Here is a 23,499-nt window from a genome sequence, read left to right on the forward strand (position 1 = left end):
CTCCGGTGTGGGCGCCTGCCCCCCCGCCCCCCAACAATAACAAACCACCCGGTCCTTTATTTTACGTCGCGGGGGTGCGGGTGTTTATCTTCCTCCGCGGCGGTGGGCCCGCGTCGGTCCGGGCGGCCCCCCCACTCCCACGTATCCCCCGGTGCGCACCCGATCGGCGTAGCATCGTGTGGACGAACTCCCCAACGGTGAGGTTTCTTCGACATGTCAACATCCACGAAACGCGAGGCCTGATCCATGGCCGGCTACATCGTGCGCCGAGTGCTGCAAGCGATCCCCGTGCTGCTCGGCACCACCTTCCTGATCTACTTCATGGTCTTCGCCATGCCGGGCGACCCGGTCGTCGCGCTCTTCGGTGAGAAGACCCCGCCGCCGGCGGTCCTCGAGCAACTCCGCGAGCGTTACAACCTGGACAAGCCGTTCATCGTCCAGTACTTCATCTTCCTCGGCAACATCTTCCGTGGTGACCTCGGAGTCTCCTTCTCGGGGCAGCCGGTCACCGAGATCCTCGCCCAGACCTTCCCGGTCACGCTGCGCCTCGCTGCCATGTCGGTGTTCTTCCTGATGATCGCGGGCATCACGGTCGGTCTCGTCTCGGGCCTTCGCAAGGGCGGCATCTTCGATGCGAGCTCGCTCGTCGTCGCGCTCATCCTCATCTCGGTCCCGATCTTCGTCGTCGGCTTCGTCGCGCAGTTCATCTTCGGCATCCAGCTCGGGTGGTTCAGAACGACCGTGGGCACCGGCGCCCCGACCCAGGACCTGATACTCCCGGCCATCGTGCTGGCGACGGGCAGCTTCGCCCAGATCATGCGACTGACGAGGGCGTCGGTCATCGAGACCGAGGGACAGGACTTCGTTCGCACCGCCGCGAGCAAGGGCCTCTCACGTACTCGGATCGTGCCGGTGCACATCCTCCGCAACTCGCTGATCCCGGTCGTCACGTACCTCGCGGTCGACTTCGGCGTGCTCATGGTCGGCGCCGTCGTCACCGAGGGCATCTTCAACGTGCCGGGCGTCGGTCGCACGGTGTACCAGGCGATCATCCGGGGCGAGAACCCGACCGTCGTCGCCTTCGTGACCGTCATGGTGCTGATCTACCTCATCGTGAACCTGCTGATCGATCTGCTGTACGCCGTGCTCGACCCGAGGATCCGCTATGCCAAGTAACATCAACACCAGACCCGATCAACAGCACTACGTCGCGCCGATCGAAGAGACGCCGCTCGTCGCCGTCGACACCGTCAAGGCCGAGGGCAAGCCGTCCAACCTGTGGCGAGACGCCTGGGCCGACGTTCGCAAGCGGCCCATGTTCTGGATCTCGGCCGCGCTCATCCTGCTCGTCATCGTCGTCGCGCTGTTCCCCTACTGGTTCACCCAGACGCCGCCGAACAGCGACTGCCAGCTCGCGAACAGCAACGGCGGCCCCGCGCCGGGGCATCCGCTCGGCTTCACGAAGCAGGGCTGCGACATCTACTCGCGCATCATCCACGGCACGTCGACATCGCTGTCGGTGGGCCTCATCGTGACGTTCCTCGTGGCGTTCCTCGGTATCGTGTTCGGCGCCTTCGCCGGCTTCTACGGCGGTTGGCTCGACTCGGTGCTCTCGCGCATCGGCGACATCTTCTTCTCGATCCCCTACATCCTCGCCGCCGTGGTCGTCATGTCGGTGCTGTCGCAGTACGCGAACGTGTGGGTGATCTCACTCGCGATCGGCATCTTCGCCTGGCCCGCGACGGCGCGCGTGCTGAGAGCCGAGATCCTCAGGGTGAAGAACGCCGACTTCGTGATGGCGGCGACGGCGCTCGGCGTGTCCCGGTTCCGCATTCTGCTCCGTCACGTGCTGCCGAACTCGATCGCTCCCGTGATCGTCATCACGACGATCTCGCTGGCGTCGGCCATCGTCGCGGAGGCGACCCTGTCGTTCCTCGGCGTCGGCCTGCCGTCGTCGACGATGTCATGGGGCAATGACATCTCTGCCGCGCAGTTCGACCTGCGCACGGCACCCCAGACGCTGATCCTTCCGTCGATCGCGCTGTCGGTCACCGTGCTGAGCTTCATCATGCTCGGCGAGGTCGTGCGCGACGCCCTCGACCCGAAGGCGAGGGCCCAGCGATGAGCGAGACGGTGAAGCGAAGCGATGTGCAGTACTCCATGACCGACCGTGACGAACGTCCGCTCCTCGAGATCAAAGACCTGCAGGTCGGATTCAACACCCAGGAGGGTGTGGTGAAGGCCGTCGACGGCGTGAACATCACGCTGTACCGGGGTCAGAGCCTCGCGATCGTGGGCGAGTCGGGCTCGGGCAAGTCGACGACCGCGCACGCGATCATCAACCTGCTGCCCGGCACCGGCCACATCTCGGGCGGCCAGATCCTGCTCGACGGCGAAGACCTCACCAAGGCCTCGGAGAAGGAGATGGAGTCGATCCGCGGTCGCAAGATCGGCTTCGTCCCCCAGGACCCGATGTCGAACCTCAACCCGGTGTGGTCAATCGGCTTCCAGGTCGAGGAGGGCATCAAGGCCAACGGCATCGCGACCGGGCGCAAGGAGATCAAGAAGCGCGCGATCGAGGTGCTGAAGCAGGCCGGTCTGCAGGACGCCGACCGGCGCCTGAAGCAGTTCCCGCACCAGTTCTCGGGCGGCATGCGCCAGCGCGTTCTGATCGGCATGGGACTCGCGGCCGATCCGCAGTTGCTCATCGCCGACGAGCCCACGTCGGCGCTCGACGTCACCGTGCAGCGGGTGATCCTCGACCACCTCGAGTCCCTCACCCGCGAGCTCGGCACGACGTTGCTCTTCATCACGCACGACCTCGGCCTCGCGGCCGAGCGCGCCGAGCAGCTCGTCGTCATGTACAAGGGCCGTGTCGTCGAGTCCGGTCCGTCGATCGAGATCCTGCAGCATCCGCAGCATCCCTACACGCAGCGGCTCGTGGCCGCGGCTCCGAGCCTCGCGTCGCGGCGGATCCAGTCGACCGGCAGCGTCCACGCCGCCGAGTCGTCGATGCAATCCGGCGCCGCCGCTGCGGCGGGTGACGCGATCGACCTCATCGCCACCGCCGAGGCCCGCTCCGAGGCGCTCGCGGCTGCGGCATCCGCCCCGCCCGCGATCGTCGTCGAGAACCTGACCAAGGTGTTCAAGATCCGCGGCGCGGGTGAGTTCACCGCGGTCGACGACGTCTCGTTCCAGATCGCCAAGGGCACCACCACGGCGCTCGTCGGCGAATCGGGCTCGGGCAAGTCGACCGTCGCGAAGATGCTGCTGAAACTCGAAGACGCCACGAGCGGCAAGATCATCGTCGGCGGCAAAGATCTCGAGTCCACGCACGGCAAGGAGCTCTTCGACCTCCGCAGCCGTATGCAGCCGGTCTTCCAGGACCCGTACGGCTCGCTCAATCCGCTGCGCAACATCGGCAACACGATCGCCGAGCCGCTGTTCACGCACAAGTTCGGCACGAGGGCGTCGCGCCGCGAACGCGTCTACGAACTGCTCGACCAGGTGTCGCTGCCGCGCACGCTGATCGGCCGGTATCCGAACGAGCTCTCGGGCGGGCAACGTCAGCGCATCGCCATCGCGCGTGCGCTGGCGCTGAAGCCCGAGATCGTCGTGCTCGACGAGGCGGTCTCCGCGCTCGACGTGCTGGTGCAGGCGCAGATCCTGCGCCTGCTCGCCGACCTGCAGGCCGAGCTGGGGCTGACGTACCTCTTCATCACCCACGACCTCGCCGTTGTACGCGTCATCGCCGACAACGTCTGCGTGATGCAGCGCGGCAAGATCGTCGAGGCATCGACGACCGAGGAGGTCTTCGACAACCCGAAGGAGCAGTACACCCGCGACCTGCTCGCGGCGATCCCCGGGGCGAACATCGAGCTCGGCGCGTAGCCGCTCGCTCCATCGGCGCCCGGCATCCGTTCACGCGGATGCCGGGCGCTCGTCGTTCCCAGCCGAACCGCTGCTGCGCACGGTAGGCTGGGATGGCGCGCGCCGCGAGCCGGCTTCGTGCGATCCCACAGACCTTCACACCAGCGCTTCCCGCGCTGCCGCCGCGCCGCCCGCCCCGGGCCGCGTCGGTGCCACGTGACCACAGCACCCCGAGGACCAACCACCATGGCCAACGCCATCCGCCACGACCTGCGCAACGTCGCGATCGTCGCCCACGTCGACCACGGCAAGACGACGCTCGTCGACGCCATGCTGAAGCAGACCCACTCGTTCGCCGAGCACGCCCACGTCGACGAGCGCGCGATGGACTCCAACGAGCTCGAGCGCGAGAAGGGCATCACGATCCTCGCGAAGAACACGGCGGTCGAGTACCGCGGTGCGCACGCGAACGGCGGGTCGGTCACCATCAACGTGATCGACACGCCCGGCCACGCCGACTTCGGCGGCGAGGTCGAGCGCGGTCTCTCGATGGTCGACGGCGTGGTGCTGCTCGTCGACGCGAGCGAGGGCCCGCTGCCGCAGACCCGCTTCGTGCTGCGCAAGGCGCTCGAGGCGCGCCTGCCGGTCATCCTGCTCGTGAACAAGACCGACCGGCCGGACGCGCGGATCGACGAGGTCGTCGCGGAGAGCCAGGACCTGCTGCTCGGCCTCGCGAGCGACCTCGCCGACGACGCTGCGTCTGCCGGCACGGATGGCGACCTCGACCTCGACGCGATCCTCGACGTCCCCGTCGTCTACGCGTCCGGCAAGGCCGGGCGTGCATCGACGGTGAAGCCCGCGAACGGGAGCCTTCCCGACAGCGACGACCTCGAGCCGCTCTTCGAGGCGATCCTCCAGCACGTCCCCGCGCCGACCTACGACGACGACGCGCCGCTGCAGGCGTGGGTCACCAACCTCGACGCGTCACCGTTCCTCGGCCGCCTCGCGCTGCTCCGCGTCTTCAACGGGCGGATCAGAAAGGGCCAGACCGTCGCATGGGTGCGTCACGACGGCTCCCACTCGAACGTGCGCATCACGGAGCTCCTGAAGACGAAGGCGCTCGACCGCTTCCCCGCCGAGGAGGCGGGGCCCGGCGACATCATCGCCGTCGCCGGCATCGAGGAGATCACGATCGGCGAGACGCTCGCCGACCCCGAGGACGTGCAGCCGCTCCCTGCGATCCACGTCGACGACCCCGCGATCTCGATGACGATCGGCACGAACACCTCACCGATCGTCGGCAAGGTGAAGGGACACAAGCTCACCGCCCGCATGGTGAAGGACCGCCTCGACCGCGAGCTCATCGGCAACGTCTCGCTCAGGGTGCTCGACATCGGGCGCCCCGACGCGTGGGAGGTGCAGGGGCGCGGCGAATTGGCCCTCGCGATCCTCGTCGAGCAGATGCGCCGCGAGGGCTTCGAGCTCACCGTCGGCAAGCCCCAGGTCGTCACGAAGACCGTCGACGGGAAGGTGCACGAACCCTACGAGCACCTCACGATCGACGCCCCCGAGGAGTACCTCGGCGCGATCACGCAGCTGCTCGCGGCCCGCAAGGGCCGCATGGACAACATGGCCAACCACGGCACCGGCTGGGTGCGCATGGAGTTCGTCGTGCCGAGTCGCGGCCTCATCGGGTTCCGCACCGAGTTCCTCACGATCACCCGCGGTACCGGCATCGCGAACGCGATCTCGCACGGCTACGGCGAGTGGGCGGGCACCATCACGACGCGTACCAACGGGTCGATCGTCGCCGACCGCGCGGGCGTCGTCACGCCGTTCGCCATCATCGCCCTGCAGGAGCGCATGACCTTCTTCGTGAACCCGACCGAGGAGGTCTACGAGGGCATGGTCATCGGCGAGAACTCGCGGGGCGACGACATGGACGTGAACATCACCAAGGAGAAGAAGCTCACGAACATGCGTTCGTCGACGGCCGACACCTTCGAGTCGATGACGCCCTCGCGCCAGCTCACGCTCGAGGAGTGCCTGGAGTTCGCCCGCGAGGACGAGTGCGTCGAGGTCACCCCCGAGAAGGTGCGCATCCGCAAGGTGGAGCTCGATCAGACGGCTCGGGCGCGCCTGGTGTCGCGCCTCAAGAAGCAGGCTTGACCGGCGGGTTCTTCCGACACCGAGCGGATGTCGCGTGCGTGAGCCCGCGGCATCCGCTCGGTTCGTTGCGCGTCACGCAAGGGGATTGCGCTCCGAGCATCGAACATCACGATCGGGTAACGGAGGTTTCTCCCAGATTCGGTGCGTACCGTAGCCGAGGTTGTCTCAGGAAGCCCGACGAGATGGCCTCGAGAACCCCCGACTGGATACGTAACGCACCTGCATGACTTCCCCCAAGCACGGCCGCCGCGCCGCCCCCAAGACCCCTCGCCGACTCCGCACCCGATCCACCCGCGATTCCGCTCGCACGAGCCGTGATACCGCCCGCCACTCCGCCGTGCGCGCGACGCCGGCGACTGACACGACCGCGCCCGCGTTCCGCAAGCCCGCGCGCCCGCGGTCGGTTCGCCCGGCCTTCTCCGCACTGGCGATGACCTTCGTCGGCGGCATGATGCTCGCCACGAGCGTGCCCGCGCTCGCGATCACCGCGACCGACGCCGAGGCCCGCGCCTCCGTGTACGCACCGGTCGGGGACACGATCTCGCACGCACCCCAGACCATCCAGGTCGGCAGCGAAGCCGCGCTCGCGCCGCTCGCAGCCGGGTCCTACGCGGTCGAAGCCGCTCCGCCCCCGGTCGTCTCGGAAGTCGCCGGTGTCGGCAGCGTCTCGGTGGTCGAGTCCGGCCTGATCGTGTGGCCCGTCGTGAGCATCGATCGGATCGCCTCGGGCTTCGGTCCACGATCGGCGCCGTGCGGCGGCTGCTCGACCTACCACGACGGCATCGACTTCAACCCCGGCAACGGGACGCCGGTGATGTCGATCGCCGACGGCGTGGTCGTGCTCGCGACCGAGAACGGCGGCGGCCTCGGCGTCAACGTCGAGGTGCAGCACAACATCGGCGGCGAGCTCATCACGAGCTCCTACGGGCACATGCAGTACGGCTCGCTCCAGGTGGTCGAGGGGCAGCAGGTGAGCGCGGGCCAGGAGCTCGGCCTCGTCGGCTCGACCGGGCAGTCGACCGGTCCGCATCTCCACCTCGAGATGTTCGGCGAGGACGGCGAGCGTTTCGACGGCTTCGCCTGGCTCAGCGAGCGCATCGGCTGATCGAAGGCGTGAGCGCGGGCTCCGTCGCGAGCTCGGGTTCTCGACTCGTTCGGGCTCGGTCGCTCACGCCCCGCCGAACCTGGGCTCGCGCTTCTCGATGAACGCGGCGACGCCCTCTTGCATGTCATCGGTGCGGAAGGCCGCCTCGAACCCGTCGACCTCGAGCTGCGACGCGGCATCCGTCGGACGGCCGGCCGCTGCGACGAGCACCTGCTTCGCGATCCCGACGGCGGTGCCCGAGTTCGCGGCGATCTCGGCGATGGTCGCGCGTGCGCCCTCGAGCAGCGCGTCGCGGTCGGCGAAGCGGCGGGCGACGAGCCCCGCGGCGACCGCCTCGTCGACGCCGATGCGCCGGCCCGAGTAGATGAGCTCCTTCGCCCGCGCCGCGCCGATCGCACGCGGGAGTCGCACCGTGCCGCCGAAGCCGGGGATGAGACCGAGCTTCACCTCGGGCTGGCCGAAGCTCGAGGCATCCGTGGCGAAGATGAGATCGCACGCGAGTGCGAGCTCGAGGCCGCCGCCGAGCGCGAAGCCGTCGACGCAGGCGATCACCGGCGCGGGCAGCGCCTCGACGGCTGCGGCCACACGGTGGCCGAGCCGGGAGACCTCGGCGGCCTCCTCGGGCGAGAGCGACGCGATGCTGCGGATGTCGGCGCCCGCGACGAACGCCCTGCCGCCGGCCCCGACGAGGAGCACGCCCCGCACGTCGCCGTCCTCCTGCGCCAGCGCTTCGAATGCGGACTCGAGCTCTGCGAGCACCGATGCCGAGAGGGCGTTCAGCGACCTGGGCCGATCGATGGTGACGATCGCGACATCGCCGTCGCGTTCGACCCGCACGGCGGAATCCTCAGGGTGGCTCGTGGGGGCGGCATCCGACATCGTCATCGATCCTCTCCGGCGGGCCCGGGCCGCACCGCGACCCACGCTACGCCATGGCGACGCCCTGAGAACCGACGGGTAGACTCCGACTCGAAGCGGATGCCGCGTGCCCGCGTCCATCGCAACCCACTTCTCAGAGGAGTTCGCATGTCGACCCTGACCACGACCCGGGCGGCGACCGTCGTCGCGATCGCCGGCCTTTCCGTGGCGCTGCTCACCGGCTGCATCGGCAACCCGGTGGAGGATCTCGTGAGCCAGGGAGTCGAGGACGCGGTCGAGGGCGCCACCGGCGGCGAGGTCAACGTCGACGGCGAGCTGCCCGAGGGGTTCCCCGCGTCGGTTCCCCTCGTCGACGGCGACGTCAGCTTCTCCGCGGGCGCCGGCGGCGTCGAGGGATGGGTCGTCATCATCACCTCGTCGGCGTCGGACCCGGTGGCCGAGGCGGCCACCGAGCTCGAGGGCGCCGGCTTCACGGAAGACACGACCGTGGCGGGTGGCGGCGTGGGCGCCAAGGTCTACTCGAACGCCGAGTACCTCGTGCTCCTCGCCGGAGACGGCTCGACGGTCACGTACACGGTCACGCCGCAGCCGTGAGCGGCGCCGTCGCACCGACGGGCCGGGCCGCGAGCGCGGGCGCCTTCGCGTTCGCGCTCCTGGTCGGCATCGGCTACGGCGCGGTCGCGACCATCGGGCACCGCAACGAGCTCCGCATCGGCGACGTCGTCATCCCCTGGGGGCTCGTCGCGGCGCTCATCGGCGTGCTCGCACTCCTGGTGGGGCTCCGGCTCGTCGCGGGCGGTCGACTCGCCGCGGCCGGCGCGGCCATCGGCGTCGTCGGCGTCGTCGCGCTCCTGACGCTGCCGGGCCTCGGCGGCAGCGTGCTCGTCGCGGGCGACGTGACCGGCACGGTCTGGGCGGTCGGCCCCGCGCTCATCGCGGTGCTCGTCGTGGCCTGGCCGCGGCTCCCGGCGGGGCGCCCAGGGAAGGCCGGGGCCGCATAGACTGGAAGTCCAGTCTTCCGAAAGGACAGCGAGCCACCGTGACCTACGTCATCGCCCTGCCGTGTGTCGACGTCAAAGACCGCGCCTGCATCGACGAATGCCCCGTCGACTGCATCTACGAGGGTGAACGTTCGCTGTACATCCACCCCGACGAGTGCGTCGACTGCGGCGCGTGCGAGCCGGTGTGCCCCGTCGAGGCGATCTACTACGAAGACGACCTGCCCGACGAGTGGTCCGACTACTACAAGGCCAACGTCGAGTTCTTCGACGAGATCGGCTCGCCCGGCGGCGCCGCGAAGATCGGCGTGATCCCGAAGGATCACCCCGTCATCGCCGCTCTGCCGCCCCAGGTGCACTGAGCATGGCGCTCGGAGCGCTTCCCGACTACCCCTGGGACCTCATGGCGCCGTATCGTGCGCGCGCCGAGGCGCACGACGGCGGTATCGCCGACCTGTCGATCGGATCCCCGGTGGACCCGACTCCCGAGGTGGTGCAGGGCGCCCTCGCACGTGCCACCGACGCCCACGCGTACCCGCAGACCGTCGGCACTCCCGAGCTGCGCGCGGCGATCGTCGACTGGTTCGCGCGGCGGCGGGGCGTCACGGGGCTCGACGCGGCATCCGTGCTGCCGACCATCGGCTCTAAGGAACTCGTGGCACTGCTGCCGTTCATGCTCGGTCTCGGCGAGGGCGATGTCGTCGTGCACCCGCGCGCCGCCTACCCGACGTACGAGATGGGCGCCCTGTTCGCCGGTGCACGTGCGCTCGCGTCCGACGATCCCGACGAATGGCCCGCCGAGACTCGGCTGGTGTGGCTGAACTCGCCCGGAAACCCCGACGGCCGGGTGCTCTCGATCGACGAACTGCGTGCGGCGCGGTCTCGGGCCGTCGAGCTCGGCGCCGTCATCGTGAGCGACGAGTGCTATGCCGAGCTCGGCTGGGACGGCCCGTGGCGCGACGAGCCGGTGCCGAGCCTCCTCGACCCGCGGGTCACGGGAGGCGACACCCACCATGCCCTCGCGATCTACTCGCTCTCGAAGCAGTCGAACATGGCCGGTTACCGTGCGGCCTTCATCGCCGGATGCCGCGAATCGATCGCGAGGCTCACGAACGTGCGCAAGCACGCGGGCCTGATGCTCCCGGCGCCGCTCCAGGCGGCGATGGTCGCGGCGCTGGGCGACGACGAGCACGTGCGGCGGCAGAAGGCGCGCTATCGCGCGCGGCGCGACATCCTCCGACCCGCGCTGGAGGCGGCCGGCTTCCGGATCGACCGCAGCGAGGGGGGCCTCTACCTCTGGGCCACCGAGGGGCGCGAGGCGTGGGACTCGATCGCGAGACTCGCCGATCTCGGCATCCTGGCGGGGCCCGGGCACTTCTACGGGGTGCATTCTCCCGAGCACGTACGGCTCTCCCTCACCGCGCCCGACGACCGGATCTCGGCGGCGGCGGCGCGGTTGCGGGCCGGTTCCACCGCTTGAGCGGCGACCCTGTGCATTCCCCCAATACCCGCCCAGATCTCTTGGCGGATGCAACAGTGGGCCCCGAGCGCGTCTAGGCTGTATCCGGACCGCGGCCACCTTCGGCCCCGATCGGAAAGCAGGTGACCGCGCAAGTGACGATCACAGGAGGCGCCGTGAGCGACGTCGTGAACCAGGCGGCCGGGCATGATCCCGCAGCCGCCACCCTCACCTTCCCGGGCGGCACCGCGGAGTTCCCCATCCGTCAGGCGGTCGACGGAAGCTCGAGCATCGACCTGTCGACGCTCACTCGGCAGACGGGACTCACGGGACTCGATTACGGGTTCGTCAACACCGCGTCCACGCAGTCCGAGATCACCTACATCGACGGAGAGGAGGGCGTCCTCCGGTATCGCGGGTATCCGATCGAGGCGCTCGCCCAGCACTCCACGTTCCTCGAGGTCGCGTGGCTCCTCATCTACGGCGAGCTGCCCACCGCCGACCAGCTCGGCGAGTTCGACGAGAAGATCCGCCGCCACACCCTGCTGCACGAAGACCTGAAGCGGTTCTTCTCCGCGCTGCCGCACACCGCCCACCCGATGTCGGTGCTCTCGAGCGCCGTCTCGGCTCTCTCGACGTTCTACGAGAACTCCTCGAACCCGCACGACCACGACGATGTCGAGCTCACGATGGTGCGCCTGCTGGCGAAGCTCCCGGTCATCGCGGCCTACGCGCACAAGAAGAGCATCGGACAGGCGTTCCTCTATCCCGACAACTCGCTGAGCTTCGTCGACAACTTCCTGCGCCTGAACTTCGGCAACCTGGCGGAGCCGTACGAGATCGACCCGGTGCTCTCCAAAGCGCTCGACCGGCTCCTCATCCTGCACGAGGACCACGAGCAGAACGCGTCCACGTCGACCGTGCGCCTCGTCGGGTCCACGGGCGCGAACCTGTACGCCTCGATCTCGGCGGGCATCCAGGCGCTCTCCGGACCCCTGCACGGAGGGGCGAACGAGGCCGTGCTGCAGATGCTGGCCGACATCCGCGACTCGGGCGAGGGCGTCGCCAAGTTCGTCGAGCGCGTCAAGCGCAAGGAGGACGGCGTCAAGCTCATGGGCTTCGGCCACCGCGTCTACAAGAACTACGACCCGCGTGCGCGCCTCGTCAAGGAGTCCGCCGACGAGGTGCTCGCCGGCCTCGGCGTGAACGACCCGCTGCTCGACCTCGCGAAGGAGCTCGAGCAGATCGCCCTCGAAGACGACTACTTCAAGGAGCGCCGCCTCTACCCGAACGTCGACTTCTACACGGGCGTCATCTACAAGGCCATGGGCTTCCCGACGCGCATGTTCACGGTGCTGTTCGCGATCGGCCGCCTGCCCGGCTGGATGGCGCACTGGCGCGAGATGAACCTCGATCCCCAGACGAAGATCGGCCGCCCGCAGCAGCTCTACGTGGGCGCGCCCGAGCGCAGGTACCCCGGCGCCTGAACCGGCTCGGCGGCCGGCATCGCCTCGCCGGCGACGGGGCGCGGCGACCGAGGGTCGAGGTGCACGCCCGCGAGCATGCACCGCACCGACCCGCCGGCGAGCTCGATCGTCGGCACGTCGAGCGGGAGCACGGTCGCAGTGCGCTCGATGACGGCGAGCTGAGTCGGCAGCAACGCGTCGAATGCTCGGCGCGACAGCGCGAGCACGCGGCCCTCACGTCCGCAGAGCTCCATCGCGTTGCCGCAGAACTCGGCGACCTGCGCGGCCGACAGCGGCACGACCTCCCGGCGGCCGCGACCGGCGAGCCGGTCGGCGATCTCCGCCCGGCGTGACGGCGACACGACCAGGTCCAGCCCGGCCAGGGCGAACTCGGAACCGACGCACATCAGCACGTTCGTGTGGTAGACCGGCACGCCCTGCGCGTCCACCGCGTCGAACACCATCGGCTCGTACCCGAAGTTCGTGCAGAACCGCTCGAGCGCCACCGGATCGGCACGATTCGAGCGCGCCGCGTAGGCGATCCGTCCCTCGTGGTCGAGCACCATCGCCCCGGTTCCCTCGAGGAAGACATCGTCGTACTCGAGGCCCGAGTAGTCGATGACGTCCTGTACCCGGTACATGGCCTTCAACGTCTCGACGATGTCGCTGCGACGTTCGCGGCGCCGATTCGGCGTGTACATCGGGTAGAGGGCGATGTGGCCGCCGGAGTGCGTCGAGATCCAGTTGTTGGGGAACACGCTGTCGGGGCGGTCGGATGCCTCGTCCTCGAACAGATGCACGGTGACGCCGGCATCCTCGAGGGCGGATGCCGCACGCGTGACCTCCTCGAATGCGGCCGCCGCGACCTCCGAAGGGTCGGCACCCGCGGCGCCGGCCTGGAACGCGTTGTCGGCGAGGGTCGCGGTGTTGGGGGTGAAGTGGTGGGGCCGCACCATCACGACCGCGGAAGGCGCTTGGACGGACATCGTCAGCCGACCGGCGAGAAGGCGCCCATGAGACCGAAGAGGTCCTTCGGGTCGTCGGGATCGGCCACGAGCTCGATACGCTGCTCGAACGCGGTGCCGGCGACGCGGTCGCGCACGAAGCGCAGGGCTGAGAAGTCCTCGATGGCGAACCCCACGGAATCGAACACGGTGATGTCCTCGGCACTGATGCGTCCAGGAGCACGCCCCGTGAGCACCTCCCACAGTTCGGTCACCGGGAAGTCGGCCGGGCGCTGCTGGATCTCGCCCTCGATGCGCGTCTGGGGGGCGTACTCCACGACGACGCTGCTGCGGTCGAGGATGGCCGCGTCGAGCTCGGTCTTGCCCGGGCAGTCGCCGCCGATTGCGTTGAGGTGCATGCCGGGTTGTACGAGCTCGTCGGCGACGACGGTCGCGCGCGCCTTGTCGGCGGTGCACGTCGTCACGATGTCGGCGCCGTCGAGGGCCTCGGCGGCGCTGCCCGCGACGTGGATGGCGAAACCGAGCGGCAGCAGGTTGCGCACGAGCTTCGCGATGGCGTCGGGGTCGACGTCGTAGACGCGGAGGCTCGTGATGCCGAGTGCGGTTCGGAAGGCGAGCGCCTGGAACTCCGCCTGGCTGCCGGTGCCGATCATCGCCATGACGGCGGAGTCGGGGCGGGCGAGCGACTTCGCTGCGAGGGCCGAGGTGGCGGCGGTGCGAAGGGCCGTCAGCACGGTCATCTCGGCGAGGAAGGTCGGATAGCCGTTGTGCACGTCGGCCAGGACGCCGAACGCGGTGACCGTCTGGTAGCCGCGCCCCGGATTCGATGGGTGGCCGTTCACGTACTTGAACGCGTAGGACTCCTGGTCGCTCGTCGGCATCAGCTCGATGACGCCGAACGGCGTATGGCTCGCGACACGGGCCGACTTCTCGAAGCTCTCCCACCGGCGGAAGTCGTGCTCGAGGTACTCGAGGATTCCGGCGATGACCGATTCGGTGCCCGTTCGGGCGATCCAGCCGACCATGCCGTGTACATCGACGAAACTCGTCATCACAGTCCTTTCACTTCGTGATACGAGAGTAGATTCCGACGATATGCAACGACAATGAGCGTTCTGTGCACGATTCGTCGAGGAAATGGCCAGTGTGAGAGCCTCAGCGATACCATGTGCGCATGGCATCCCTCGACGACCTAGACCGCAGGCTGTTGTCGGCGCTCCGGGAGGACGGACGGGCGCCGGTGGCCGAGCTCGCACGGCGGCTCGGTGTCGCACGGGCGACCGTGAACGGCCGCATCGACCGGCTCGTGGCATCCGGAACCATCGTCGGCTTCTCGGTGCGGGTGCGCGAGGAGCTCGACCCGCTCGCGATCCGCGCGATCTCTCTCATCGAGGTCGAGGGACGCACCACCGACCAGGTCATCCGGCGCCTGCGGGGCCTCCCCGAGGTGGTCGCACTGCACACGACGAACGGCGGGTGGGATCTGGTCGCCGAGCTCGCCACGGAGACGCTCGGCGGCTTCGATCGCGTGCTCGGCCGGATCCGCTCCATCGAGGGCGTCGTCAACAGCGAGACGAGCCTCCTGCTCAGCTCGGTGCTGCGCTAGGAATCGCCTCGGCTACTCGCCGCGCGGCCGAAGCTGGAGCGTGTCGCTCGCGGCGTCCTGCACCGCGGCGATCGTGAACGGCCAGTCGCGCAGCTCGCCCCGCTGCCACAGCGGTGCCTGGTCGGCGTAGTGCGCGTGGAACGCGTGCCCCGATGCGCCGGTGAGGTTGATCCACTGCGAGGCGTCGAAGTCGTCGAGGTCGACGATCATGCGCATGGAGGGCACCCAGTCGACCTCGTAGCCGAGGCTCGCGTCCCATCCGATCGCGTTCACGATCGAGGTGCCGCCGCCGAGCTCGTACGGGCCGCGGTTGAACAGCCACTCGATGGGCCCGATGCCCGCTTCGCCGAAGCTCTGGTTCGTGAGCGTGAGCGTGTGCAGTCGACCCCAGCGCCAGCTGCCGGGGTCGCCGCCCATGCGATCGGATGCCTCGCTCCACGCCGCGTCGAGCGCGTGCGCGATCGTCGCGTCCCGTCCCGTGACGCCCTCGGCCTCGTTCGTCCACCACGGGGACTCGGGCTCGCCGAGCAGGGTGCCGACCACGCTGAACCACCGGTCGCCGCCCTCGGGCCTCGTCCTCTCGGGCAGGCCGCCGAACATGTCGTCGAGCAGGTTGCGCCAGAACACCGCGAAGTACGCCGCCTGGGAGCTGTCGACGTCGGCGCGGCCGTTCCAGTCGGCGAGGAGCGCGGCGCCGCGGGCCGCGTCGCCGTCGAGGTCGAGCTCGGCGATCACCGGCAGGAAGGCCGCGGCGTTCGAGTCCGCGGTGTCGAGCTGCATCTGCGCGAGATCGGCGGCGGTGAGCTTCGCGCCCGCTGCGATGCGCTCCTCGAGCATGTGCTCGATGGCGGCGGCGCGGTAGCCGAGGTCCCAGTCCTGGGTGAGCGTGGGGCCGTTGGCGCTCACCGCGTTGTTCGCCGTCACGATGTAGCCGTGCGCGGGGTTCAGCACCGACGGAAGCGCGTCGAACGAGACGCTGCCGGTCCAGCCGTTCTCGCTCGTCCACCCGGGCAGCGGCATCGTGCCGTCGCCCGATCTCCTGATCGGGATCGTTCCGGGCGCCTGGTAGCCGATGTTCCCGTCGACGTCGGCGTAGACGAGGTTCTGGGCGGGCACGTCGAAGAGCGCGGCCGCCTGACGGAACCCGGCCCAGTCTCTCGCCTTGTTCAGATCGAAGATGGCCTGCGCGGTGGTGCCGGGCGTGAGCGCCGTCCACTGCAGGGAGACCTCGTAGTCTCCGTCGGGCGCACCGGATGCCGCGGGAAGACCGTCGGCGACGGCGGCGAAGTCCGCGCCGATGTCGGTGACGATGGGCCCGCGCGCGGTCGAGCGCACGGTCACGGTCACCGGATCGCCGCCGGCGACCTCGATCGTCTCCTCGCGGAGCGTCAGCGGCACCATCGCGCCGTCGAGTTCGTAGGCGTCGCCGTCGACGCGCTCGAGGTAGAGGTCGGCGACGTCGGGGCCGAGGTTCGTGAATCCCCAGGCGATGCGTTCGTTGTGACCGATGATCACGCCGGGAAGACCCGAGAACGTGTATCCCGCGACGTCGAATGCGCAGTCCGCGCGGATCGACGCGCAGTGCAGGCCCATCTGCGCCCAGATCGAGGGCATCGCGGGACCCAGGTGCGGATCGTTGGCGAGCAGCGGCATCCCGGACTCGGTGTGGGCGCCCGAGACGACCCACGAGTTCGAGCCGAGATCGCCGCCCTCGGGGCCGAGGAGCTCGGGCACCCCGTCGAGGAGGGCGCGCAGCGACGCCAGCGACGCTGCGTACTCGTCGGTCGCCCCGCCCGCGACCGCATCGCCCGTACCTGAGGAGGGAAGCGGCGTCACTGCGGATGCCGCGGGCGCGGGCGCGGCCATGCCGTCGACGATCGTCGGCATCTCGCCCCAGGCGAAGCCCGGGTGCAGGCGCGCGACCTCCTCGGGCGGAAGCTCGGTGGCGAGGAGCGCCCGGTCGATCTCGTCGCCGAGGTTGGAGCGGAGGTCCCAGGCCATCGCCTTCAGCCACGCGATCGAGTCGACCGGCGACCATGGTTCGGGGGCGTATCCGGGGTTCTGGAGGCCGAGGACGGCGTACTCGAGGGAGAGGTCGGCGCCGCCGCGCTCGGCGAGATAGGCGTTCACGCCCTCGGCGTAGGCGTCGTAGTACCTGCGCGTCAGGTCGTCGAGCATCGCGTACTCCTGCTCGGCGAGGCCCCGCCAGTCGAGCGTGCGGATGAACGTGTCGGTCGCGACCTGCGACTCACCGAAGAGCTCGGCGACGCGGCCGGCGGTGACGTGCCGGCGGAAGTCCATCTCCCAGAACCGGTCCTGCGCGTGCACGTAGCCCTGCGCGAAGAACAGGTCGTGGTCGGTCTCGGCGACGAGTTGCGGAATGCCGGCGTCGTCGCGGTAGACGGTGACGGCGGCCGTGATGCCGGGCACCTCGATGCGACCGCTGGTCGTGGGGAAGGACCGCTGCACGGTCCACCAGCCGAGGCCGGCGGCCACCACGGCGAGCACGAGCACGGTGACGAGCACGACCGTCAGGAACCTGAGGCCTCGGTGCCTGCGGGTTCTCGGTGCGTCGGTGCCCACGTCGCTCCTTCGTGATGGCGCATGGCGATGACCGCGCGCGGGCGGCCTGAGCACCCACTGTAGTCGACGGCGCCGTCGTCGGCCCCGCGGCCCCGCCCGGCCGACCGGGTCAGGCGTGCAGGGCCGCGTTCAGGGCGACGCCGTCGCCCGTGCGGGAGAGCACTTCGACCTGTCCGTTGAGGGAGTTGCGGCGGAACAGCAGGTTCGGCACGCCTGAGAGCTCGACGGCCTTCACCGAGCGCGGGCGTCCCTTCGGCGCACCCACGACGACGACCTTGGTGCCCGCCGTGACGTAGAGGCCGGCCTCCACGACGGAGTCGTCGCCGATCGAGATGCCGATGCCCGAGTTCGCGCCGAGCAGGGCGCGCTCGCCGATTGCGACGCGCTGCGTGCCGCCCCCCGAGAGCGTGCCCATGATCGAGGCGCCGCCGCCGATGTCGCTTCCGTCGCCCACGACGACGCCCTGAGAGATGCGTCCCTCGACCATCGAGGCGCCGAGGGTGCCGGCGTTGAAGTTCACGAAGCCCTCGTGCATGACGGTCGTGCCGGGCGCGAGGTGGGCGCCGAGGCGCACCCGCGCGGCATCCGCGATGCGGACCCGCTGGGGCGTGACGTAGTCGAGCAGTCGGGGGAACTTGTCGAGGCTCGTCGCGTGGATGCCGGCGCGCTGGAGCGTGGGGCGCAGCCGGTCGAAGTCTGCCGGATGCACCGGCCCCGCGTTCGTCCAGACGACGGCGGGCAGGTGCGCGAAGACGCCGTCGAGGTTCACCTCGTTGGGGCGCACGAGCAGATGCGAGAGCAGGTGCAGCCGCAGGTAGGCGTCGGCGGTGCCCGCGGGTGCCGCGTCGAGTTCGATCGACACCGTCACGGCCTCGACGGACACACCACGCCGCTCGTCGCCGCCGGCGAGCGCGTCGAGTTCGACGGGCACGGCGGATGCGTCGGGGGCGCCCAGCGCGGGCGCGGGGTACCAGGTGTCGAGCACGGTGCCGTCGGCGGCGACCGTCGCGAGCCCGTGACCCCAGGCCGTACGGAGGGCAGGGCGGGAGGCGGTGTCGGTGGAGGGCATTACTCCAGCGTATCGGCGAGCGACGGCGGATGCCGCGGCATCCGTAGACTTCCAGCATGCCGCCTCTCGACACGCCCACGCCCGCGCTCGACCTCACCGCGGACTCGGTGGCGATCACCCAGGCCATCTGCGACGTGCCGAGCGTCTCGGGCGACGAGACCCGGCTCGCCGACCTCATCGTCGACGCGCTCGCCGGGGCATCCCACCTCGAGATCATCCGAGACGGCGACACGATCGTCGCCCGCACGAACCTCGGACGCGATCGCCGCGTGGTGATCGCCGGACACCTCGACACGGTGCCGATCAACGCCAACGTGCCGACGCGGTTCGAGACCATCGACGGGCAGCGCTACCTCTGGGGGCGCGGCACTGTGGACATGAAGGCGGGCGTCGCGGTGCAGCTGAAGCTCGCGCTCGAACTCGCCGAGCCCGTCGTCGACCTGACCTGGATGTGGTACGACCACGAGGAGGTCTCGGCCGAGCTGAACGGGCTCGGACGGTTGGCACGCCACCGTCCCGACCTGTTCGCCGGCGACTTCGCGATCCTCGGCGAGCCGTCCAACGGGCGGGTCGAGGGCGGCTGCAACGGCAACTTGCGCGTCGAACTGCGCACCTACGGGCTGCGAGCGCACTCCGCGCGCAGCTGGGTGGGCGAGAACGCGATCCACAAGCTCGCGCCCGCGCTCGAACGGCTCGTGGCCTACGAGCCCGCGACGATCGAGGTCGACGGCCTCGCCTACCGCGAGGGGCTGAACGCGGTCGGCGTCACGGGCGGCATCGCCGGCAACGTCATCCCCGACGAGGCAATGCTGCACGTGAACTACCGTTTCGCGCCGAACCGCACGGTGGCCGATGCGATCGAGCACGTCTCGGCGCTCTTCCCCGAGTACGACCTGACCGTCGTCGACGAGGCCGAGGGGGCGCGTCCAGGGCTCGACGATCCGCTCGCACAGCAGTTCGTGCGCGCAGTGGGCGGCGAGGCGAAGCCGAAGTACGGGTGGACGGATGTCGCGCGCTTCAGCGCACTCGGAATCCCCGCGGTGAACTTCGGCCCCGGCGATCCGCTCAAGGCCCACGCCGACGACGAGCGCGTGGCGTGCGACCAGATCCTGTCGTGCGAACGCGCCCTGCGCGAGTGGCTCACCGGCGCGGTCTGAGCGCCCGACCGTGACCGACGCGCCGATCGAGCGGGAGCGGGATCCGCTCCGCGCGACGCGGTGGTCGCCGCGCGTGCGGTGGCGTCTCATGCCGTGGTGGGCGAAGGTCGTGCTCGTCTACGCGGCGGCACGCGCGGTCACGACCGTGTTCGTGCTCGCCCTCGCGAGCGTGCAGGAGGCGAACGCGTGGACCGGGGCTCGTCCGGGGTACTTCGAGTACGCGAACCTGTGGGACGCGCGCTGGTACCAGGTCATCCTGCTCCGCGGCTACCCGTCGGAGCTGCCGCTCACCGACGCCGGGCAGGTCGCCGAGAACGCGTGGGCGTTCCTGCCGGTGTATCCGGCCCTGGTGGGCGTCGTCATGTGGTTCGGCGTGCCGTGGAACGTGGCATCCGTCATCATCGCCGTCGCGGCCGGCCTCGGTGCCGCGCTCGTCTTCCACCGGCTGATGTCGCGGTTCCTGGAGCCCGACCGGGCACTGTTCGCCGTCCTGCTGTTCTGCGTCGCGCCGGTGGCGCCGATCATGCAGTTCGGGTACGCCGAATCGCTCGGATTCCTCTGGCTCGCGCTCGCCCTGTTGCTGCTCGTCGACCGGAGGTACGGCTGGCTCGTCCCGGTGATCGCCGTGTGGTCGTTCACGCGGCCCGGGGCCCTCGCATTCGCGCTGACGCTCGTGCTGCACTGGGGATGGCGCTGGCTGCGGCGGGAACGGGAGGGGTTCCCGATGCGCGAACGCGTGCTCGTGGCATCCGTCGCCGTGTTCGCCGGCCTCGCCGGCCTCGCGTGGCCCGCCATCGTCTGGACGGTGACCGGCGACCTCCGCGGCTACACCGACACGGAGCTCGCGTGGCGGTCGGCGTACATCGGCTACCACGAGCTCGTGCCGTTCACGGGCTGGTTCCAGTCGGGCGACTGGTGGCTGGGGCAACCGCTGGGCACGATCGCCGTCGTCGCGGTCGTCGTGGCGTTCGCGCTCGCCGTCGCGTCGCCGGCGGTGCGGCGGCTGGGTGTCGACATCCGGCTCTGGACGGTGAGCTACGCCCTGTACCTGCTCGCCGTCTTCTTTCCGCAGTCGAGCACGTTCCGGATCCTCGCCCCGATGTTCCCGCTGCTGGGCGCGCTGGCACTGCCGAGGGCGCGTTGGTACCGCTGGGGCGTCGTCGTCGCCTTCCTCGCGATGCAGATCGGGTGGCTCCTGATCTGCTGGGGCATCGACGGACGAGACTGGACCCCGCCCTGATCAGCGGATTTCCCAGCGCCGCTTCGGATAGCCGATAATGGAACGGTCAGCGACGAAAGGGGTAGCTCAATGGCGGCCATGAAGCCACGCACTGGAGACGGGCCTATGGAGGCTGTGAAGGAGGGTCGCCTCATCATCGTGCGGGTTCCGCTCGAGGGCGGTGGTCGTCTGGTCGTCTCGGTGAACGACGCTGAAGCCAAAGAGCTCTACGACGTCCTCGGCGGCGTCGTGAATCCCGCCTGACGATGCATCCTGCCTGACACGAGGTCAGGCACCCAGCTTCACGATCTGGAGCAGGCCGTCTCCCGCGGGGGAGACGGCCGTCGCCACCGCGGTCGACCCCGCGAGCTCCGCGATGAGCTCCCGGAACGCGGTGGCCGCGTCGTCGCGCCGTGCGGGGTCGGCGACGCGTCCCTTCCAAAGCGCACGCGCGACGAGCACGGAACCGCCCGGCTTGGCGAGGCGCAGGCCGTGCTCGACGTACTCGATGACCGACGGGCCGTCGGCGTCGATCAGGACGACGTCGTAGGAGCTCTCGTTCATGCGGGGGAGCACCTCGCTCGCACGTCCGGCGATGAGCCGCACGCGGGCCGGTGCGATGCCCGCCTCCGCGAAGTGCTCGCGCGCGTACTGCTGGTACTCGTTCTCGGTGTCGATCGAGGTGAGCATCGCGTGGCGCACGGTCTGCAACATCCAGAGTCCCGAGACTCCGACGCCCGTGCCGACCTCGATGATCGACTCGGCGCCCGCGGCTGCGGCGATGAGCGCGATCTGCGCGCCCACCGCGGGCGAGACAGGGTCGATGCCCAGTTCGAGCGACTGCTGTCTGGCCTTCACGACCGCATCGGTCTCGACGACCGCTTCGTCGACGTACTTCCAGTTCAGGTCTCGATCGGACACGTGGCGACTCCCGGTGAATGCTCTCGACCCCATAGCCTACGGGCCTCCTGCGCACGTCACCGGCACGCCTCGCCGCCTACTATCCTGTAGAGGTGTTCGGTCTGACGTTCGAGAAACTCCTCATCATCGGGGTGATCGCCGTCTTCCTGCTCGGGCCCGAGCGTCTTCCGCACTACGCTGCACAGCTCGGGCGCTTCGTACGTTCCATGCGCGACATGGCGAACGGCGCGAAAGACCGCGTGCGCGACGAGATGGGCCCCGACTTCGACGACGTCGACTGGAAGAAGCTCGACCCTCGTCAGTACGACCCGCGCCGCATCATCCGCGAGGCGCTCACCGACGTCGATCCCTTCGCCGAGCCGGCGAAGCCCGTCGTGGCACGCGCGGCGGTGAACGAGAACTCCGCGTACCTCCAGCGCAAGCGCAAACGAGAGGCCCTCGGCGCGGGGGAGCCGGCGCCGTTCGACTCCGAGGCGACCTGATCAGCGGCGCCGCACCGCGCGGAGCACGCGGGCGAGCAGCAGGAACGGCCCCGACAGCACGGCGAACTCGCCCGACGTGCGCGGCAGCTGGAGCAGCCCGGTCGAACGTGACACGGTGACGGGTTCGACGAAGCGCATGAGCCCCTCCGGGCCGTTGCGACGACCCACGCCCGAGGCCTTCATCCCGCCCATCGGCGCGTCCACCGAGGCGAACGTGCCGCGGTAGCCCTCGTTGACGTTGACGCTCCCGGCCTCGAGGGCGTCGGCGACGCGACGACCCCGGAGCGCCGACCGCGTGAGCACCGAGGCGTTCAGGCCGTACTCGCTCGCGTTCGCCGCGAGGATCGCCTCCTCCTCGCTGTCGACGATGTAGAGGGAGGCGATGGCGCCGAAGGTCTCCTCGGCGTGCACGCGCATCTCGGGGGTGACCCCGGTGAGCACGGTGGGCTGGAAGAACCAGGGCCCGACGTCGGGACGGCGGCGACCCCCGGCGAGCACCGTCGCGCCCTTGGCGAGCGCGTCGTCGAGGTGCGTCTCGACGCGTTCGAGCTGGGCGCGGCTCGCCAGTGACCCGAAGTCGGTCGTGTAGTCGAGGGAGGACCCGAGCGCTGCCGCGTCGACCCGGTCGACGAGCGCCCGCGTGAACGGGCCGGCAACCGCGCGATGCACGTAGATGCGCTCGATCGACACGCAGAGCTGCCCCATCGCCGAGAAGCACGCGTACGCGGCATCCGCTGCGGCCTGCTCGGGGTCGACGTCGTCGAGCACGAGCATGGCGTTCTTGCCGCCGAGCTCGAGCGAGGCGCCGACGAGCCTGCGACCGGCCTTCTCGGCGATCCTGCGGCCCGTCGCGGTCGAGCCGGTGAAGCAGATGTAGTCGGCGTGGTCGGTGAGGGTCTCGCCGACCTCGCTCGCCTCGCCGGCGACGACGGCCCAGAGCGCCTCGGGGACGCCAGCGTCGACGAACGCGCGTCGCAGCGCGAGGATGGAGAGCGCGCCCTGGTCGTCGGCCTTCTGCACGACCGCGCAGCCGGCCGCGAGGGCGGGCACCACGTCCATCGCGGCGAGGCTGAGGGCGAAGTTCCACGGGGTGATGACCCCGGCGACGCCCTTCGGGCGGTACCGCACGCGGGTCGTCGTCACGACGGGGACGCCAGCGCGTCGTCGCCGCCCTCGGAGCACCCGCCGGGCCGCGAGGGCGTTGTAGCGGGTAACGGATGCCGCCTGGAAGAGCTCCTCGAGCGCCTGGCCCCTGGTCTTGCCGCTCTCGAGTTGCACGAGGTCGAGCAGGAGCTCGCGCCGGTCGAGCAGCAGGTCGTGCGCTCGGAGGAGCACGCGCCGGCGCTCCGCGAAGCCGGCGCGCGCCCAGGCGAGCTGGGCGAGGCGCGCCCGTGCGATCGCGTCGCGCACGTCGTCGGAGCTCGATCGGGGCAGCTCGTGCAGGGTCTCTCCCGTCGACGGGGTGGGGATCGCGGCGGTGTCGGAGCCCGAGGCGACGACGTCGTCGGCAAGGCTCGCGAACAGTTCGGGGGAGGCCGTGGAGGCGCGCAT

The 23,499-nt window shown here is 69.9% G+C and carries 22 protein-coding genes; 15 read left to right on the forward strand and 7 right to left on the reverse strand.

All coding sequences use genetic code 11. The annotated features are described in order from the left end of the window. Positions 1-246 precede the first annotated feature (246 nt). From ACFWN7_RS04800 to ACFWN7_RS04820, 5 genes are all read left to right on the forward strand, one after another. Entirely contained in the window at positions 247-1,176 is a 930-nt protein-coding gene (locus ACFWN7_RS04800) for an ABC transporter permease (RefSeq protein ID WP_376937590.1), read from the forward strand. Next, a complete protein-coding gene (locus ACFWN7_RS04805) occupies positions 1,166-2,125 on the forward strand; it encodes an ABC transporter permease (protein ID WP_376937591.1) in 960 nt (319 codons plus the stop codon). Before ACFWN7_RS04800 ends, ACFWN7_RS04805 begins: the two co-directional genes overlap by 11 nt. After that, positions 2,122-3,891, forward strand: coding sequence for a dipeptide ABC transporter ATP-binding protein (locus tag ACFWN7_RS04810; protein WP_376937592.1), 1,770 nt, complete (start codon positions 2,122-2,124; stop codon positions 3,889-3,891). The genes ACFWN7_RS04805 and ACFWN7_RS04810 overlap by 4 nt, the downstream gene beginning before the upstream one ends. 225 nt (positions 3,892-4,116) lie before the next feature. Continuing rightward, a complete protein-coding gene (typA, locus tag ACFWN7_RS04815; RefSeq protein ID WP_376937593.1) occupies positions 4,117-6,039 on the forward strand; it encodes a translational GTPase TypA in 1,923 nt (640 codons plus the stop codon). 223 nt (positions 6,040-6,262) lie between these two features. Beyond that, the gene (locus ACFWN7_RS04820; protein ID WP_376937594.1) at positions 6,263-7,144 is read left to right on the forward strand and encodes a M23 family metallopeptidase; all 882 of its coding nucleotides are present in this window, start codon (positions 6,263-6,265) and stop codon (positions 7,142-7,144) included. A gap of 63 nt (positions 7,145-7,207) precedes the next feature. Here ACFWN7_RS04820 and ACFWN7_RS04825 read toward each other — a convergent pair whose 3' ends face one another. Continuing rightward, a complete protein-coding gene (locus tag ACFWN7_RS04825; RefSeq protein ID WP_376937595.1) occupies positions 7,208-8,023 on the reverse strand; it encodes an enoyl-CoA hydratase/isomerase family protein in 816 nt (271 codons plus the stop codon). Between the two features lie 147 nt (positions 8,024-8,170). Here ACFWN7_RS04825 and ACFWN7_RS04830 point away from each other — a divergent pair, with 147 nt between their 5' ends. From ACFWN7_RS04830 to ACFWN7_RS04850, 5 genes are all read left to right on the forward strand, one after another. Then, a complete protein-coding gene (locus tag ACFWN7_RS04830; protein ID WP_376937596.1) occupies positions 8,171-8,617 on the forward strand; it encodes a hypothetical protein in 447 nt (148 codons plus the stop codon). Continuing rightward, positions 8,614-9,024 (forward strand): hypothetical protein, encoded by a 411-nt coding sequence (locus ACFWN7_RS04835; protein WP_376937597.1) that lies wholly within the window; start codon positions 8,614-8,616, stop codon positions 9,022-9,024. Before ACFWN7_RS04830 ends, ACFWN7_RS04835 begins: the two co-directional genes overlap by 4 nt. A 38-nt stretch (positions 9,025-9,062) precedes the next feature. Continuing rightward, on the forward strand, positions 9,063-9,383 hold the full coding sequence (gene fdxA / locus ACFWN7_RS04840) for a ferredoxin (RefSeq protein ID WP_376937598.1): 321 nt from the start codon (positions 9,063-9,065) through the stop codon (positions 9,381-9,383). 2 nt (positions 9,384-9,385) lie between these two features. Next, complete coding sequence (gene dapC / locus ACFWN7_RS04845; protein WP_376937599.1) at positions 9,386-10,501, forward strand: succinyldiaminopimelate transaminase; 1,116 nt, start codon at positions 9,386-9,388, stop codon at positions 10,499-10,501. Between the two features lie 155 nt (positions 10,502-10,656). Beyond that, positions 10,657-11,967, forward strand: coding sequence for a citrate synthase (locus ACFWN7_RS04850; RefSeq protein WP_376937600.1), 1,311 nt, complete (start codon positions 10,657-10,659; stop codon positions 11,965-11,967). On the opposite strand, the gene ctlX is transcribed toward ACFWN7_RS04850, so the two are convergent. Next, positions 11,928-12,932 carry a citrulline utilization hydrolase CtlX gene (ctlX, locus tag ACFWN7_RS04855; RefSeq protein ID WP_376937601.1) on the reverse strand — a complete coding sequence of 335 codons (1,005 nt, stop codon included), beginning with the start codon at positions 12,930-12,932 and terminating at the stop codon, positions 11,928-11,930. The genes ACFWN7_RS04850 and ctlX overlap by 40 nt on opposite strands. Before the next feature lie 2 nt (positions 12,933-12,934). Next, a complete protein-coding gene (locus ACFWN7_RS04860) occupies positions 12,935-13,963 on the reverse strand; it encodes an ornithine cyclodeaminase (RefSeq protein WP_376937602.1) in 1,029 nt (342 codons plus the stop codon). Positions 13,964-14,085: 122 nt separating this feature from the next. Between ACFWN7_RS04860 and ACFWN7_RS04865 the strand changes: the two genes are divergently transcribed. Continuing rightward, a complete protein-coding gene (locus ACFWN7_RS04865; protein WP_376937603.1) occupies positions 14,086-14,517 on the forward strand; it encodes an Lrp/AsnC family transcriptional regulator in 432 nt (143 codons plus the stop codon). A 12-nt stretch (positions 14,518-14,529) separates the two neighbouring features. Here the strand turns inward: ACFWN7_RS04865 and ACFWN7_RS04870 are convergent, their stop codons facing one another. After that, positions 14,530-17,100: a penicillin acylase family protein gene (locus ACFWN7_RS04870; protein ID WP_376937604.1), complete on the reverse strand. Its 2,571-nt coding sequence runs from the start codon at positions 17,098-17,100 to the stop codon at positions 14,530-14,532. Between the two features lie 109 nt (positions 17,101-17,209). Further along, entirely contained in the window at positions 17,210-18,169 is a 960-nt protein-coding gene (gene dapD, locus ACFWN7_RS04875; protein ID WP_376937606.1) for a 2,3,4,5-tetrahydropyridine-2,6-dicarboxylate N-succinyltransferase, read from the reverse strand. Positions 18,170-18,225: 56 nt separating this feature from the next. Between dapD and dapE the strand changes: the two genes are divergently transcribed. The 3 genes from dapE (at position 18,226) to ACFWN7_RS04890 (ending at position 20,809) form a co-directional block, all read left to right on the forward strand. Next, positions 18,226-19,326: a succinyl-diaminopimelate desuccinylase gene (gene dapE / locus ACFWN7_RS04880; protein WP_376937607.1), complete on the forward strand. Its 1,101-nt coding sequence runs from the start codon at positions 18,226-18,228 to the stop codon at positions 19,324-19,326. 10 nt (positions 19,327-19,336) lie between these two features. Further along, positions 19,337-20,566, forward strand: coding sequence for a hypothetical protein (locus tag ACFWN7_RS04885; RefSeq protein WP_376937608.1), 1,230 nt, complete (start codon positions 19,337-19,339; stop codon positions 20,564-20,566). A 69-nt stretch (positions 20,567-20,635) separates the two neighbouring features. Then, positions 20,636-20,809, forward strand: a complete 174-nt coding sequence (locus ACFWN7_RS04890; RefSeq protein ID WP_067875042.1) for a DUF3117 domain-containing protein — start codon at positions 20,636-20,638, stop codon at positions 20,807-20,809. 24 nt (positions 20,810-20,833) lie between these two features. Here the strand turns inward: ACFWN7_RS04890 and ACFWN7_RS04895 are convergent, their stop codons facing one another. Further along, positions 20,834-21,466, reverse strand: a complete 633-nt coding sequence (locus tag ACFWN7_RS04895) for an O-methyltransferase (RefSeq protein ID WP_376937609.1) — start codon at positions 21,464-21,466, stop codon at positions 20,834-20,836. 92 nt (positions 21,467-21,558) lie between these two features. Here ACFWN7_RS04895 and ACFWN7_RS04900 point away from each other — a divergent pair, with 92 nt between their 5' ends. Next, positions 21,559-21,948, forward strand: coding sequence for a sec-independent translocase (locus ACFWN7_RS04900; protein WP_376937610.1), 390 nt, complete (start codon positions 21,559-21,561; stop codon positions 21,946-21,948). Here the strand turns inward: ACFWN7_RS04900 and ACFWN7_RS04905 are convergent, their stop codons facing one another. After that, positions 21,949-23,499: a succinic semialdehyde dehydrogenase gene (locus tag ACFWN7_RS04905; protein ID WP_376937611.1), complete on the reverse strand. Its 1,551-nt coding sequence runs from the start codon at positions 23,497-23,499 to the stop codon at positions 21,949-21,951. It abuts the gene before it with no gap.

It is taken from the genome of Agromyces sp. NPDC058484 (genome assembly GCF_042720415.1).
GTDB lineage: Bacteria > Actinomycetota > Actinomycetes > Actinomycetales > Microbacteriaceae > Agromyces.

Excerpts from the sequence above, each read along its gene's own strand:
- dapC (WP_376937599.1), top strand. The coding sequence starts at position 9,386 with ATGGCGCTCGGAGCGCTTCCCGACTACCCCTGGGACCTCATGGCGCCG.
- ACFWN7_RS04820 (WP_376937594.1), top strand. The coding sequence starts at position 6,263 with ATGACTTCCCCCAAGCACGGCCGCCGCGCCGCCCCCAAGACCCCTCGC.
- ACFWN7_RS04905 (WP_376937611.1), bottom strand. The coding sequence starts at position 23,499 with ATGCGCGCCTCCACGGCCTCCCCCGAACTGTTCGCGAGCCTTGCCGAC.
- ACFWN7_RS04810 (WP_376937592.1), top strand. The coding sequence starts at position 2,122 with ATGAGCGAGACGGTGAAGCGAAGCGATGTGCAGTACTCCATGACCGAC.
- ACFWN7_RS04800 (WP_376937590.1), top strand. The coding sequence starts at position 247 with ATGGCCGGCTACATCGTGCGCCGAGTGCTGCAAGCGATCCCCGTGCTG.
- ACFWN7_RS04865 (WP_376937603.1), top strand. The coding sequence starts at position 14,086 with ATGGCATCCCTCGACGACCTAGACCGCAGGCTGTTGTCGGCGCTCCGG.
- ACFWN7_RS04825 (WP_376937595.1), bottom strand. The coding sequence starts at position 8,023 with ATGTCGGATGCCGCCCCCACGAGCCACCCTGAGGATTCCGCCGTGCGG.
- dapD (WP_376937606.1), bottom strand. The coding sequence starts at position 18,169 with ATGCCCTCCACCGACACCGCCTCCCGCCCTGCCCTCCGTACGGCCTGG.
- typA (WP_376937593.1), top strand. The coding sequence starts at position 4,117 with ATGGCCAACGCCATCCGCCACGACCTGCGCAACGTCGCGATCGTCGCC.
- ACFWN7_RS04860 (WP_376937602.1), bottom strand. The coding sequence starts at position 13,963 with ATGACGAGTTTCGTCGATGTACACGGCATGGTCGGCTGGATCGCCCGA.
- ACFWN7_RS04830 (WP_376937596.1), top strand. The coding sequence starts at position 8,171 with ATGTCGACCCTGACCACGACCCGGGCGGCGACCGTCGTCGCGATCGCC.
- dapE (WP_376937607.1), top strand. The coding sequence starts at position 18,226 with ATGCCGCCTCTCGACACGCCCACGCCCGCGCTCGACCTCACCGCGGAC.
- ctlX (WP_376937601.1), bottom strand. The coding sequence starts at position 12,932 with ATGTCCGTCCAAGCGCCTTCCGCGGTCGTGATGGTGCGGCCCCACCAC.
- ACFWN7_RS04805 (WP_376937591.1), top strand. The coding sequence starts at position 1,166 with ATGCCAAGTAACATCAACACCAGACCCGATCAACAGCACTACGTCGCG.
- ACFWN7_RS04890 (WP_067875042.1), top strand. The coding sequence starts at position 20,636 with ATGGCGGCCATGAAGCCACGCACTGGAGACGGGCCTATGGAGGCTGTG.